Genomic DNA, 13,382 nt, shown 5'->3' on the forward strand with positions numbered 1-13,382 from the left:
CATGCTATAATTGCAAGCTGTGCGGCTGTAGCTCAGTTGGATAGAGTACTTGGCTACGAACCAAGGGGTCGTGGGTTCAATTCCTGCCAGCCGCACCACTCTCTCGATGGCCTAGAAGGTTTACTCCTTCTAGGCCATTTTCTTTTGGGCGACGTGAATCAGAAGCCGCCGTTCGAACGATGGCTGCTGTCCTGGCGCCTGGACGCTAAAGTCCGTTCAAGTCAAAACGGATCAGGGCGACCATGAACATTCGAACCATACGGCGGGCGTGCCAACTGCTCTTGCTGCTCTCGGCCGCGGGCTCGGTGTCTGCGGGAACCATTGCATGTGTGCCGAGCCCGGGCGGTGCAGCCGGCTCTTTCCATTGGATTCGCCGAATCGCCATCGACGAGCACTCGCGAACCGTCAACATGGACATCGTGCGCTCCAGGACGAAGGACACCGAGACCATGGGCAAGATGCGCGCCGAACTGGTGAACATGGAGGGGACTTCCTCCGGCGAGCCCGTCTATCTCTTCAACTCCATTCCCGCTGCCGGAGACGAGGTCACGAACCTCTTCAAGCTGTTCAAGTCCGGCGAATGGCAACTGGCCAGGGTGGGGGTCGTCTTCGTCAACAAGGTGCCCGCCTTGCGAGGCGTCGAGCCGACCATGTCGTTCGACTGCAAGCGCTCGGACCTGGGTTGACGTCGCACTGACAAACCTGCTCCTATTCAAAGGCAAAGGGCTCTTCGTTGAACAAGGCATTCACCAAGGAAACCGACAACGACGCGGACGACGACGGCGCCGACGGTGCAGCGCCTGCGCTGCCGGCCGGCAGCAAGAACTACGTGACGCCGGAGGGCTACGCTCGGTTGCGCGACGAGCTGCTCCAGCTGATGGACGAGGAGCGACCGAAGGTCGTCGAGGCTGTGCACTGGGCCGCCAAGAACGGCGATCGTTCGGAAAATGGCGACTATCTCTATGGCAAGAAGCGGCTGCGCGAGATCGACCGGCGCATTCGCTTTCTCACCAAGCGCCTGGAAATCGCCGAGATCACGGATCCATCGGTGCACCATGGCAGCGACCAGATCTTCTTCGGTGCCACCGTCCGTTATGTCGACGAGACCGGCGACGACGAACGCACCATCACGATCCTGGGCATCGACGAGGCGGACAGTGCCCGGTCGCAGGTCAGCTGGATCTCCCCGATCGCGCGTGCCCTTCTGAAGTCACGCGAAGGCGACGTGGTGAAGCTCGTGACGCCGGGCGGGGTGCACGAGGTGGAAATACTGTCGGTGAGTTATCCGGCGCCGCGTCCGGCCGCGGACTGATCGACGCGAGGCGAGGCGCGGCCCGCCTGTCGTCAGGGCACCGGAACGGTCCGCGCCGCGGTCAGCACCGATGCGGTCCGCCGGGCGGCGCGCAGCACGGCGTCCAGATGCGTGCGATCGCGTACCGCGATCACGAACCGAAGGTCCGTCGAATCCTGCGGCGTCTCGTCGGCCATTTCCACATGCGTGATGTCTGCTTCCGCGTCCGCCAGCGTGGCGGCTACGCGCGCCAGCACGCCCTTGTCATTGCGCACGGTGATCACCACGCCGGTCTCGAAGGCGCGCGTCGGTTCGTCCGCCCATTCGACCGCAAAGAATCGCTCGCTGTCTTTGTGGCGCAACCGTTGGCCGACACCGCAATCCTCGGTGTGCACCACCAGACCCTCGCCGTGCCCGAGATACCCCACGATCTGGTCGCCCGGAATGGGGCGGCAGCACAGGGCGAAGCGCACCGACGAGTTCTCGCTGCCGTCGAGCGTGACCGCGCCCTGCGACACGGTCTCGTGCGAGATGAAGCGTTCACGGCTCAGCAGCAGGGCGTCGGGCCGCTCGCCCAGCTCGGCGAGAAGCGCCATGAGCCGCTTGGCGACGATGCTCGCGATGCGCTTGCCCAGGCCGATGTCGGTCAGCAATTCCGCGCGGTTGCGGTTGCCGGTGAAGCGCAGCAGCTTTTCCCACAAGGCCTGGTGCTCGTCGTCCTCTTCGGGCAGCTTGCCGAGGCCTTCGGCGCGCAGCGCCTGGGCGAGCAGCTTTTCGCCGAGACCTTCGGATTCGGCATGCGCCAGCGTCTTGAGGTAGTGGCGAATCTTGGAGCGAGCCCGGCCGGTTCGAACGAAGCCGAGCCATGCAGGATTGGGGGTCGACACCGGCGCCGTGATCACCTCGACCACGTCGCCGTTCTTGAGTTCGGTGCGCAGCGGCACCTGGTCGCCGTTGATGCGCGCGGCCGAGGTGTGGTCGCCGATGTTGCTGTGGATGGCGTAGGCGAAGTCGACCACCGTCGCGCCGCGCGGCAGCGCCATGATCTGGCTTTTCGGCGTGAAGACATAAACGGCATCGGGGAACAGGTCGACCTTGACGTGGTCCCAGAACTCCGCGGCATCGCGCGTCTCGTCCTGGATGTCGAGGAGCGACTGCAGCCATTTCGTGCCCAGCCGGTCGTTGCTCGCCCCGTTCGGCTCGGCGGCCTTGTAGAGCCAGTGCGCAGCCACGCCAGACTCGGCCACCACGTGCATTGCCTCGGTACGCAGCTGGAACTCGACGCTCACACCGGCCGGACCGACCAGCGTCGTGTGCAGCGACTGGTAGCCGTTGAGCTTGGCGATCGCGATGTGGTCCTTGAATTTGCCGGGCAGCGGCTTGTACATCTGGTGAAGGATGCCGAGGCCGGTATAGCAGGCGGTCACGTTCGGCACGATCAGGCGAAAGCCGTAGATGTCGGTCACCTGGGCGAAGCTCAGGTGTTTTTCTTCCATCTTGCGGTAGATGGAATACAGCGTTTTCTCGCGCCCCGCGATTCGCAGCGTCATGCCGGCAGAGGAGAAGGCGGCTTCGACTTCTTTCTGCACTTTCTGGATCAAGTCTCGTCGTCGCCCGCGTGCCTTCGCCACCGCTTTCGATAGCGTCGCGTAGCGCCATGGCTTGAGGTGTCGGAACGACAGTTCCTGCAGCTCGCGGTAGGTCTGGTTCAAGCCGAGGCGGTGCGCGATAGGCGCGTAGATCTCGAGCGTTTCGCGCGAGATGCGGGCCCACTTTTCGCGCGGCGCATCGGCCAGCGTGCGCATGTTGTGCGTGCGGTCGGCCAGCTTGACCAGGATGACGCGCACATCGCGCGCCATGGCCAGAAGCATCTTGCGAAACGATTCGGCCTGGTTTTCTTCGCGGGTGTTGAACTGCAGCTTGTCGAGCTTGGTGAGCCCGTCGACCAGTTCGGCGACCGGGGCGCCGAAGCGTTCGATCAGCTCGGGCTTGGTCACGCCGCAGTCTTCGATGGCGTCGTGCAGCAGTGCTGCCATCAGCGCCTGGGCATCGAGCTTCCACTCGGCGCATTGCGCCGCCACGGCGATGGGATGGGTGATGTACGGTTCGCCGCTGTTGCGCAGCTGGCCCAGGTGGGCCTCGTCGGCAAAGCGGTAGGCTCGGCGTACCAGTTCGGTGTCTTCGGGGCCCAGGTAGTCCAGGCGCGCCGTCAATGCAGCGAAGCTTGCCGCAGCCGCATTCAGTGCCGCCGGGCTCGGCTTCGGCACGCCCGTGGGGGCTTGGGACTGATGTTTGGCAACCGCGCTCATGGCTACCACTTTAGCGTGACCGTTCCATGGGCGCGTCCAGACATAAAAAAAGCACCGCTTTGCGGTGCCTTTTCGTTGCAGGGCTGCGTCAGATCAGCCCGGCACCTTCTTGAGCATTTCGATGCCGATCTTGCCTTCGGCGATTTCGCGCAGGGCGGTCACGGCGGGCTTGTTCTTGCTCTCGATCTTGGGCGCGTGGCCCTGGCTCAGCATGCGCGCACGGTACGTGGCGGCCAGCACGAGCTGGAAGCGGTTGGGGATCTGAAGCAGACAGTCTTCGACGGTGATGCGGGCCATGATGAGTATCTTTCGGTCGGTGAGCGGGAGATCAGGGGATGTTCAGTGCGGCAAAGGTGTCGGCACGTGCACGGCGCTGTGCGGAATACCGGAGCCGCTGAGCGTGGACAATCGCCTTGAGATCAAAAAGCGCCCGCTCAAATAACTCGTTGATTATAACGAAGTCGAATTCCCCGGCCCGGGCCATCTCTTCGGCGGCATTTTTCAGGCGCAATTCGATGACCGAGGCGCTGTCTTCGCCGCGCCGCTCGAGCCGGGAGCGCAATTCTTCCCAACTGGGCGGCAGGATGAAGATCATCACCGCATTGGCGAAGGTCTTGCGGATCTGGAGCGCGCCCTGGAAGTCGATTTCCAGGATCACGTCGGCCCCCTGGGCGATCCGCTCCTCGATGGCCCTCTTGGAAGTGCCGTACCGGTGGCCGTGCACATGGGCCCATTCCACGAAGCCGTCGGCCGCGATCAGCGCGTCGAATTCGGGGGGCGAGGCAAAGAAGTACTCGCGGCCGTGCTTTTCCTGTCCGCGCGGCGGCCGCGTGGTGTGCGACACCGACGGTTGAACCGCCGAGTCGAGCTCCATGAGCGCCTTGACCAGGCTCGATTTGCCCGCCCCGCTGGGCGCGGCGACCACGAAGATGTTGCCGGGGTAGTCCATTCTTTCGCTCGTCGTCATTCGATGTTCTGGACTTGTTCGCGCATCTGCTCGATCAGGACCTTCATGTCCACGCCGATGCGCGTGAGTTCCAGGGCTGCCGACTTGGAGCCCAGGGTGTTGGCCTCGCGGTGCAGTTCCTGGATCAGGAAGTCCAGGCGCTTGCCGATCTCGCCGCCCTTCTTGAGCAGCCGCTCGATCTCGTCGAGGTGCGAATTCAGCCGGGTGAGCTCTTCCGCCACGTCGATGCGGATCGCAAAGGCGGTGGCCTCGGTCAGCGCGCGGTCCTGGGCGGCTTCGGGTAGCGTGCCGCCCGTGCCGGCAGTCAGGCCCATGGCCTCCTGCCAGCGCTCCAGGAAGCGGTTGCGCTGCTGCTCGACCAGCTGGGGCACCAGCGGACCGGCCTGCAGCACCAGGGTGCGCAGTTGGCCCAGATGGGCCTCGAGCATCTTGGCGAGCCGGGCGCCTTCGCGCTGGCGGGCCGACATCAGCGCCTCGAGCGCCTTGCCGGCCACCTCGAGCAGGTCGGGGCCCCAGTCGCCGCGGGTGGCACCGTCGCCGCCGGCAAGGCGGATCACGTCGGCCACGCTCAGTTCGCGGGCTCCGGGCAGCCAGGCCTTGATGCCGTCCTGCACCCCGTTGAGCCGCTGGAGCAGCTTGACGGAAGGCTCGACGACGCCCGCCTGGGCGGTGTTCTCGATGGCCGCGCGCACCTCGACCTTGCCGCGCTTGAGCTTGCCCGTGAGCAGCTCGCGCAGCGCCGTCTCATGCTGGCGCAACTCCTCGGGCAACTTGAAGGTGAGGTCGAGGAAACGGCTGTTGACCGAGCGGATTTCTACCCCGAGTCGGCCTGCGGCGGAAGGCCGTGCTTCGGCTTCGGAGTGGCTGCCTGCGGACCCGTTCTGGCCGCTGGCGTAGCCGGTCATGCTGTAAACTGGCATTGCGCCTCACTGTGGTTTTGCTTGCATGCACCGAGGCGTCGGTACAGCGTTCGCTTGCCGCACCATCGCCTTCGGGCGAAACTCCCGGATTATGTCAAAGGTCAAGCCTTCGCCCCTGTTGCCCGATACGGTCATTGGCGGTTACCGCGTTGTTCGCCGGCTTTCGGCGGGTGGTTTTGGCGTTGTCTATCTCGCCATCGACCCCAGCGGACAGCAAGTGGCCATCAAGGAATACCTGCCTTCTTCGCTGGCCACCCGCGGGCCCGGCGAGTTGCATCCGCAGGTGCCACCCGAAAAACTGTCCCTCTACCGCCTGGGGTTGAAGAGCTTCTTCGAAGAGGGCCGCTCCCTCGCGCAGATCTCGCACGCCTCGGTCGTGAGCGTGCTCAATTTCTTTCGCGAGAACGAAACGGTCTACATGGTCATGAACTACCTGGAGGGCGCGACCCTGCAGGATTTCGTGGTCACCGCGCGCGACCTGAAGCGCCAGAAGGTCTTCCGCGAATCGACCATCCGTTCGCTCTTCGACGAGATCCTGCGCGGCCTGCGCATCGTGCACCAGTACAAGATGCTGCACCTGGACATCAAGCCGGCCAACATCTTCGTCACCGACGAAGACCGCGCCGTGCTGATCGACTTCGGCGCCGCGCGCGAAGTGCTCAGCAAGGAAGGCATCTTCATCCGTCCCATGTACACCCCGGGCTTCGCCGCCCCCGAGATGTACCGCCGCGATTCGTCGATGGGCCCCTGGACCGACATCTACGCCATCGGCGCCTGCATCTACGCCTGCATGCAGGGCTACCCGCCCAACGACGCGCCGCGCCGCATCGAGAAAGACCGCCTGAGCCTGTCGCTCTCGCGCCTTCGCGGCGTGTATTCCGACAACCTGATCGAGGTGGTCGAGTGGTGCATGTCGCTCGATCCGCTCTCGCGCCCCCAGTCGGTCTTCGCGCTGCAAAAGGAACTCAGCCGCGAAGGCGAGCGCCGCTACACCAAGCTCACCGTCGGCGAGAAGGTGCGGCTGTCGATCGATAACATCCGCTCCTTCGACAAGAAGAGTCTGCCCCGGGCTGCGGCCCCCACCACGCGCCCCGCATGACATGAAATTCTCTGTCTTCCAGGTCAGCCGCAAAGGCGGACGTCTCAAGAACGAAGACCGCATGGGCTATTGCTACACGCGGGAGTCGGGCCTGTTCGTGCTGGCCGACGGCATGGGCGGTCACCCCGAAGGCGAAGTGGCGGCCCAGCTGGCCCTGCAGACCATCGCGGCGCTCTACCAGCGCGAGGCCCGCCCGACGGTGAAGGACGTGAAGAGCTTCCTGGCCGAATCGGCCATGGCCGCGCACCAGCAGATCATGCGGTACGCGAGCCACAAGGCCATGCTCGACACGCCCCGCACCACGGTTGTCGCGGCGCTGCTCCAGGGCACCAGCGCCACCTGGATGCACTGCGGCGACTCGCGCCTGTACGTCGTGCGCGACGGCCGCCTGCTGACCCGCACGCGCGACCACTCGCACGCCGAGCGCCCCAAGCCCCATGGCTCGGACATGCCGGTCAACCGCAACCTGCTGCTGACCTGCCTCGGCTCGCCCACCACGCCGCTGTTCGACATCTCGCCCCCGCTGCAACTGCAGCGCGGCGACCGCATCATGCTGTGCTCCGACGGCGTGTGGGGCGTGCTGGACGATGCGCTCATCGTGCACACGCTCTCCTCCGGCAAGCCGGTGTCCGATGCCGCTCCAGACCTTGCCGAGATGGCGCTGCGCAAGGGCGGCGCCCACAGCGACAACGTGACGCTCATCGCGCTCGAATGGGAGATGTCCGAGACCCCGGGCGAGGACCGCGGCATTTCCACCGAGACCATCGACGACGGCGTGTTCGCCTCGACCATCCAGGCCGGCATGCCCTCGGACAGCGAGATCGACGACATGGACGAGGACGCCATCGAGCGCTCCATCGCCGAAATCAACGAAGCCATCCGCCGTTCAGCTGCGCGCAAAAGCTAGATGACCCCCAGTCTTCGCGCACTTCGTGTCGCTGCGCCAACCCCCTTCCAGGGGACAACACCAGCGGCCCGGCAAAGCCGGTTCCGCGGTGTTCCCCGAACATGCCGCTGAGGAGCGGCTGGCTTTTTTTTCCCTTTTCGAGTTTCAACAATGACTGCTTTCACCCGAAGCGGCGGCCGTGCCGCCGACCAGCTGCGCCCGGTTCGCATGACCCGCGGCTTCACCATCCACGCCGAGGGCTCGGTGCTCATCGAGTTCGGCCAGACCCGCGTGCTGTGCACCGCCTCGGTCGAAGAGCGCGTGCCCCCGCACAAGAAGGGCAGCGGCGAAGGCTGGGTCACGGCCGAATACGGCATGCTGCCGCGCGCCACCCACACCCGCAGCAGCCGCGAGGCGGCCAAGGGCAAGCAGACCGGCCGCACGCAGGAAATCCAGCGCCTCATCGGCCGCTCGATGCGCGCCGTGTTCGACCTGGCCGCGCTCGGCGAACGCACCATCCACCTGGACTGCGACGTGCTGCAGGCCGACGGCGGCACCCGCACCGCGGCCATCACCGGCGCGTTCGTTGCCGCACAAGACGCTGTCAACAAGCTCCTGGCGGCCGGCACGCTGAAGGCCTCGCCGATCAAGGGCCACGTGGCCGCCATCTCGGTGGGCATCGTCGGCGGCACGCCGCTGCTGGACCTGGAATACACCGAAGACTCGAGCTGCGACACCGACATGAACGTCGTCATGACCGGCGCCGGCCACTTCGTCGAAGTGCAGGGAACTGCCGAAGGCGTGGCGTTCACGCGCGAAGAAATGAACCTCCTGCTCGGCCTGGCCGAGAAGGGCATCGGCGAACTCGTGACGCTGCAACAGCAAGCACTGCTCTCGAACTGAAATTCCCCAGCGACTGACGTCCGCCCGCCGGGCGTCACAGCCACTTTTGATCGATCCATGAAACTGGTCCTGGCCTCCAACAACCAAGGCAAGCTCGCCGAACTCCAGCAACTGTTCGCGGCGTTGTCCGTCACCCTGGTGCCGCAGTCGGCGCTGGGCGTAGGCGAGGCTGAAGAACCCTTCCGCACCTTTGTGGAAAACGCGCTCACCAAGGCGCGCCACGCGAGCGCCGCCACCGGCCTGCCGGCCATCGCCGACGACGCGGGCCTGTGCGTCGATGCCTTCGGCGGCCTGCCAGGCGTCGACACGGCTTACTACGCCACGCAATTCGGCTACGCCAAGGGCGATGCCAACAACGTCAAGGCGCTGCTCGAACAGCTCGACGGCGTGGTCAACCGCCGCGCCGCGCTGGTCAGCACGCTGGTAGCGCTGCGCAGCCACGACGACCCCGAGCCGCTCATCGCGGTCGGCCGCGTGGTCGGCGAGATCGCGCTGGCACCCGTGGGCGACAACGGCTTCGGGTTCGACCCGGTCATGTACCTGCCCGCCTTCGGCAAGACCTTCGCGCAGCTCACGCCCGAGGTCAAGAATGCCAACAGCCACCGCGGCCGCGCGGCACAGGCGATGCTCGCGCTGATGCGCGAGCGCTGGCTGTAGGCTGCAGATGGCCACCGTCTTTCCGATTCAGCCGGCGCAGCCCACAGGTGCGCCGCAGGCCAACGACGTGCTGCACTGGATGCGGCCAGGCCCGCTGCAACTCGCGGCGCTGCCGCCGCTCTCGCTCTACATCCACCTGCCGTGGTGCCTGCGCAAGTGCCCGTACTGCGATTTCAACTCGCACGAATGGCGCGCCACGAGCGCGGCCGACGCGGAGGGCATCCCCGAGGCGGCGTACATCGATGCGCTCGTGGCCGACCTGGACGCGGCGCTGCCGCTCATCTGGGGCCGCACGGTCCACACCATCTTCATCGGCGGGGGCACGCCCAGCCTCTTCTCGCCGCAAGCCATCGACCGCTTGTTGGGTGACGTGCGCGCGCGCCTGAAGCTCGCGCCCGATTGCGAGATCACGCTCGAGGCCAACCCCGGCACCTTCGAGCGCAACCGCTTCCGCGCGTTCCGTTCGGCGGGCGTCACGCGCCTGTCGGTGGGCGTGCAGAGCTTCAACGACGAGCACCTCACCGCGCTCGGCCGCGTGCACGACCGCGCACAGGCCATCGCCGCGGTGGAGGAGGCCGCGAGCGCCTTCGACACCTTCAACCTCGACCTGATGTATGCGCTCCCCGGCCAGACGCTGGAGCACCTGGAGGCCGACCTGTCGCAGGCGCTGGCGCTCGCGCCGCCGCACCTCTCGGTCTATCACCTCACCATCGAGCCCAACACCTGGTTCGCGAAGTTTCCGCCGACGCTGCCCGAAGACGACATCGCCTACGCGATGCTCGACCGCATCACCGAGCGGACCGGCGAGCGCGGCATGTCGCGCTACGAGGTGTCGGCCTATGCGCGCGAGGGGCACCAGTGCGCGCACAACCTCAACTACTGGCAGTTCGGCGACTACCTGGGCATCGGCGCCGGCGCGCACAGCAAGCTGAGCTTTGCGCACCGCATCGTGCGGCAGGTGCGCTACCGCGAGCCGCGGCTGTACATGGAGAACGCGCGCGCGGGCGCGGCCGTGTCGCAGAGCGACGAGGTGTCGTTGGCCGACCTGCCGTTCGAGTTCATGCTCAATGCGTTGCGGCTGAAGGCGGGGTTCACGCTGCCGCAGTTCAGCGAGCGCACGGGGCTGGCGATGACCTCGATCCAGCGCGGGCTGGAAGAGGCCGAACGCAAGGGGCTCGTGGCGCGCGACCTGTTCCGCGTGTGGCCGACCGAGCGCGGGCTGGATTTTCTGAGCGATCTGCAGACGCTGTTCCTGCCGGATGGGGATTGAGGGGATCGAGGCTTCGCCGTCGGCATAAAATCGGCGGTTCCGGAGAGTTGGGTGAGTGGTTTAAACCAGCAGTCTTGAAAACTGCCGACGTGAAAGCGTCCGTGAGTTCGAATCTCACACTCTCCGCCAGAATCGATCCTTGGCAGTTTTTGAAAGTCCCGTGCAGTCCATGCATCGGGACTTTTTCATTGGGGGATGCGTCTTTTTGAGTCCAGCGTGATCTGCGGCAAGCTGCCCCTAGCCGAGCACCAAACATGGCATCAGTCATGGTATTTTCTAGCCGATACCATGACCCTTACTGTTAAAGCTGTTGACGCTGCCAAACCGCGCGAGAAGGCCTACAAGCTCACCGATGCGCAAGGCCTCTATTTGTTCGTCACAACGACTGGCGCGAAGAGCTGGCGAGCGAACTACACCGCGGGCGGAAAGCAAAAGACGAAGACCTATGTGTTGGATTCCGCCGATCTCTGACCCTAGATTTCCATCGAATACTGACCCACCCGCTTTGTGAGCCTGAAGGCTTCACGGTGTGGATAAGTGCTTGGTGTTCTCCTTTTTAGGTTGAGGGTGCGCAGAACTGTTTTTGAACCTGAAGCTGTCGTTCCCAGTCTCCAGGATGTGGCACCGATGTGTCAGCCTGTCCAACAGCGCGGTGGTTGTGTGGATCTGCCGCAGATTGCGCCGCTGTTTGCGCGATTTGGTTGCCTCGATCGCGAGCCAGGTCGCGAGTTTCTCGGCATAGGGATCGAGCTTGCTTGAGCTCTCCCGCTTGGCGTAGCGCGGCATTTCTTCGCCCGCACGCAGGTACTTCTTTACGGTGTTGCGAGACAGGCCTGTACGCCTGGCTATCTCGCGTATGGACATCTGCTCGCGCAGGGCCCAGCGTCTGATGACACTCAATGTCGCCACGTCTATCACTCCTAGGATCCCCTGCATTAAAAATCAGCAGGGTAGGGTTTTACAGTTGCGACACGAGAACGCCGAGGTGTGGCTGACGCCTCAGGGGCGCACGCTTGAGCAGCTTGACGAGATACCTGAGGCCAAGGAGCGTCCGTGCTACGAGCGCAAGCTGGCTGCGTGAGTACCGTCAAGGAATGATGGGTCGCTGACGGAAAAGAAGACTAATTGAACGTTCGCCCGCGTGGACTACTACACTCATCGTGCTGACACAGTGCAACAACAAGTAATCAGCGAGACCGAGAGGCTAGATAAATTATGGCGACCGGAGGGGCTCCCCCTGCAACCAGTTCAATTCCTAAGCTGCTTGGGAAAGGAATAGAGTGGACATTTTTGTCGCTGCTATTTGGGTTGCTGCAATTATGGCTAGACGTTGGCGCGCGTCTAGGTACTCCGGAGCTTTCTCTTTTTTCTGTAATTAAAGATGGGGCAATTTTATTCTTTGTCACCGGCGTTGTGATGGGGATTGCGATTGATTTCCATATGGATCAAAAAAAGAGTTCCAATACCAATTTCATTAAGCGCCTAATGTTTTTGGCCATTCCGTTTATGGTCATGATTCTTGCATTCATCGCATATGGGATGACTCGAAAAGAAATCCCTCCTGCTCAAGTTGATTTTTTTATCCTTATAAACGCATCGCTTTCTGTTTTGTCGATAGCTTATTCCATTGGAACGAAAGCCTATCTTTATAAAGAATGAAATGATGTATCTCGTTGCTATTGCTTCACTCCTTGCCTTGATTGGTTTTTTTTGGGCATTGAGATCTGCATTGCTGGAAAAAGTTGGTCTTGAAAGTCAAGTAATTGATGCTAAACAGTCTCGTGAAGAAAAGCAGCGGGACATGTTGCTTCATATGTCTCAAACGCTTTCCGAGTTATCGGAGCGCATGAAAAATTTGGAAGATACTTCAAGGGGTAATCCGAGAGTTGTTCGGAGGGCGAGCGTGGGCGCTTTTAATCTGGATCTCGTCGTCTTAAATCAAGCTCGGATAAAAAATCAAACGGAGGTGTTAGTTGCCGCGCATCAGCGAATTTTGCAGAACTCGAGTTTGCCTCGTCAAGAATTTGTCGATAATTCGCCGATTGGCACTCAAGCCGAAAACAGCTTCAATGAAGAGATTGCAGCCCAAGTAGCAAGAGCAATTTCGCAAGCTTCAACTCCAATTCACTGAAGGTATTTATGGCCGACGAACCGAATATCACAAATCTTGTTGAAGCGTGGGCTGGATCATCGCCCGAGAACCTGGGGAAAATGGCGTTAGCGCTGCAGAAAGCTAGATCTAAGCTCGGCGGTGGTACGCCAGTTGAGCACGCCAGATTTTTGAAGAAGGCGACTATTGCTTATGATGACCTTCATTCCTTTATCAAAGGAGATTTGGTAACTTGGAAGGAAGGGTTGCGTGATCGGCTACACCCAGAGCCAGGTTGGCCAGCCATCGTCCTGGATGTATTTATCGATCCAGTCGTCGATCCGGTGCAAGACTCTCAATCATCGTCGTACCGGCGAGAGTTCGACATGCTATGTGGCGTCGTAATTGATGGCGCTATGTATACATTCCATTTCGAAAGTCGACGGCTGAAAAAATATGAGGACGACTGGGATGATGAAGTCCTTTGAATGCCCTCCGCCCCGATAGCAATAGAGGAATCATGGTATTGATCGTGGTACTGTTCGGATAGATCGTTGTTTTTATTGAGATTTTTGATTCCACACTCTCCGCCAAAATGCTTGCAAGCTGTTGATTAATAAAAGCTTTTTAGCTTCATCACGCTTGAACTGTCGAAGCTACTATCAAAAGCCGCAGCGAAACCGTCGCGGCTTTTTTGCTTTCAGGCAATAGCTCTTAGTTGGTATGGTTCGTGGTCTACACGAAAGAGGGCAACGTGAGTGCATTAAACGAGGTGATCCAGTCGATGCTGTTGAGTTCCGCTGATCTCTGACCTCACTAGAGGGTCAATTTTCGGCGGCAACCAACAGCGCGCTGCTCATCTCGTTCTTCGCTCAGATGCTTCCAATTCAATAGGAGCGAACGCCTACAGAGCCGGTTTTGCCGCAAATTGGGATAGGCGCAACGCAGGCTTTGCACGTCCCACAGGACTTGGAGAAAACTGCGGTCCGCG

16 protein-coding genes and 2 tRNA genes are annotated in these 13,382 nt (G+C 62.2%); 13 read left to right on the plus strand and 5 right to left on the minus strand.

Annotation, left to right across the window (positions count from 1 at the left end):
• Window positions 1–21 precede the first annotated feature (21 nt).
• From BM133_RS22595 to greB, 3 genes are all read left to right on the plus strand, one after another.
• Window positions 22–98: transfer RNA gene (locus BM133_RS22595), tRNA-Arg, on the plus strand.
• A 144-nt stretch (window positions 99–242) separates the two neighbouring features.
• Entirely contained in the window at window positions 243–686 is a 444-nt protein-coding gene (locus BM133_RS22600) for a hypothetical protein (protein WP_093438672.1), read from the plus strand.
• A gap of 47 nt (window positions 687–733) precedes the next feature.
• The gene (gene greB / locus BM133_RS22605; RefSeq protein ID WP_093438675.1) at window positions 734–1,312 is read left to right on the plus strand and encodes a transcription elongation factor GreB; all 579 of its coding nucleotides are present in this window, start codon (window positions 734–736) and stop codon (window positions 1,310–1,312) included.
• Window positions 1,313–1,344: 32 nt separating this feature from the next.
• Here greB and BM133_RS22610 read toward each other — a convergent pair whose 3' ends face one another.
• The 4 genes from BM133_RS22610 to BM133_RS22625 all read right to left on the minus strand — a co-directional run bounded on the left by BM133_RS22610 (window position 1,345) and on the right by BM133_RS22625 (window position 5,487).
• The gene (locus BM133_RS22610; protein ID WP_093438677.1) at window positions 1,345–3,600 is read right to left on the minus strand and encodes a RelA/SpoT family protein; all 2,256 of its coding nucleotides are present in this window, start codon (window positions 3,598–3,600) and stop codon (window positions 1,345–1,347) included.
• A 93-nt stretch (window positions 3,601–3,693) separates the two neighbouring features.
• Entirely contained in the window at window positions 3,694–3,897 is a 204-nt protein-coding gene (gene rpoZ / locus BM133_RS22615; RefSeq protein ID WP_021009011.1) for a DNA-directed RNA polymerase subunit omega, read from the minus strand.
• Window positions 3,898–3,928: 31 nt separating this feature from the next.
• The gene (gmk, locus tag BM133_RS22620) at window positions 3,929–4,549 is read right to left on the minus strand and encodes a guanylate kinase (RefSeq protein ID WP_093438679.1); all 621 of its coding nucleotides are present in this window, start codon (window positions 4,547–4,549) and stop codon (window positions 3,929–3,931) included.
• 14 nt (window positions 4,550–4,563) lie between these two features.
• Window positions 4,564–5,487, minus strand: coding sequence for a YicC/YloC family endoribonuclease (locus BM133_RS22625; RefSeq protein WP_093438681.1), 924 nt, complete (start codon window positions 5,485–5,487; stop codon window positions 4,564–4,566).
• Between the two features lie 91 nt (window positions 5,488–5,578).
• Between BM133_RS22625 and BM133_RS22630 the strand changes: the two genes are divergently transcribed.
• The 7 genes from BM133_RS22630 to BM133_RS22660 all read left to right on the plus strand — a co-directional run bounded on the left by BM133_RS22630 (window position 5,579) and on the right by BM133_RS22660 (window position 10,773).
• Window positions 5,579–6,586, plus strand: a complete 1,008-nt coding sequence (locus tag BM133_RS22630) for a serine/threonine protein kinase (RefSeq protein ID WP_093438684.1) — start codon at window positions 5,579–5,581, stop codon at window positions 6,584–6,586.
• 1 nt (window position 6,587) lies between these two features.
• Window positions 6,588–7,493: a PP2C family protein-serine/threonine phosphatase gene (locus BM133_RS22635; RefSeq protein WP_093438687.1), complete on the plus strand. Its 906-nt coding sequence runs from the start codon at window positions 6,588–6,590 to the stop codon at window positions 7,491–7,493.
• Window positions 7,494–7,643: 150 nt separating this feature from the next.
• Complete coding sequence (gene rph, locus BM133_RS22640; RefSeq protein ID WP_042582329.1) at window positions 7,644–8,375, plus strand: ribonuclease PH; 732 nt, start codon at window positions 7,644–7,646, stop codon at window positions 8,373–8,375.
• A 57-nt stretch (window positions 8,376–8,432) separates the two neighbouring features.
• Window positions 8,433–9,032, plus strand: coding sequence for an RdgB/HAM1 family non-canonical purine NTP pyrophosphatase (rdgB, locus tag BM133_RS22645; RefSeq protein WP_093438689.1), 600 nt, complete (start codon window positions 8,433–8,435; stop codon window positions 9,030–9,032).
• Window positions 9,033–9,039: 7 nt separating this feature from the next.
• Window positions 9,040–10,302: a radical SAM family heme chaperone HemW gene (gene hemW / locus BM133_RS22650; protein ID WP_093438692.1), complete on the plus strand. Its 1,263-nt coding sequence runs from the start codon at window positions 9,040–9,042 to the stop codon at window positions 10,300–10,302.
• 41 nt (window positions 10,303–10,343) lie between these two features.
• Window positions 10,344–10,431: transfer RNA gene (locus tag BM133_RS22655), tRNA-Ser, on the plus strand.
• 159 nt (window positions 10,432–10,590) lie between these two features.
• A complete protein-coding gene (locus BM133_RS22660) occupies window positions 10,591–10,773 on the plus strand; it encodes an Arm DNA-binding domain-containing protein (protein ID WP_143100180.1) in 183 nt (60 codons plus the stop codon).
• Window positions 10,774–10,824: 51 nt separating this feature from the next.
• Here BM133_RS22660 and BM133_RS22665 read toward each other — a convergent pair whose 3' ends face one another.
• On the minus strand, window positions 10,825–11,220 hold the full coding sequence (locus tag BM133_RS22665) for an ATP-binding protein (protein WP_218158397.1): 396 nt from the start codon (window positions 11,218–11,220) through the stop codon (window positions 10,825–10,827).
• A 297-nt stretch (window positions 11,221–11,517) separates the two neighbouring features.
• Between BM133_RS22665 and BM133_RS34735 the strand changes: the two genes are divergently transcribed.
• The 3 genes from BM133_RS34735 to BM133_RS34745 are packed head-to-tail and all read left to right on the plus strand — an operon-like array spanning window position 11,518 to window position 12,879.
• Entirely contained in the window at window positions 11,518–11,961 is a 444-nt protein-coding gene (locus BM133_RS34735) for a hypothetical protein (RefSeq protein WP_143100181.1), read from the plus strand.
• Window position 11,962: 1 nt separating this feature from the next.
• Window positions 11,963–12,433, plus strand: a complete 471-nt coding sequence (locus tag BM133_RS34740) for a hypothetical protein (RefSeq protein WP_143100182.1) — start codon at window positions 11,963–11,965, stop codon at window positions 12,431–12,433.
• A gap of 8 nt (window positions 12,434–12,441) precedes the next feature.
• Complete coding sequence (locus BM133_RS34745) at window positions 12,442–12,879, plus strand: hypothetical protein (protein ID WP_143100183.1); 438 nt, start codon at window positions 12,442–12,444, stop codon at window positions 12,877–12,879.
• Window positions 12,880–13,382 lie beyond the last annotated feature (503 nt).

The sequence above is a fragment of the Variovorax sp. 770b2 genome (genome assembly GCF_900115685.1).
Taxonomy (GTDB): Bacteria; Pseudomonadota; Gammaproteobacteria; order Burkholderiales; family Burkholderiaceae_C; genus Variovorax.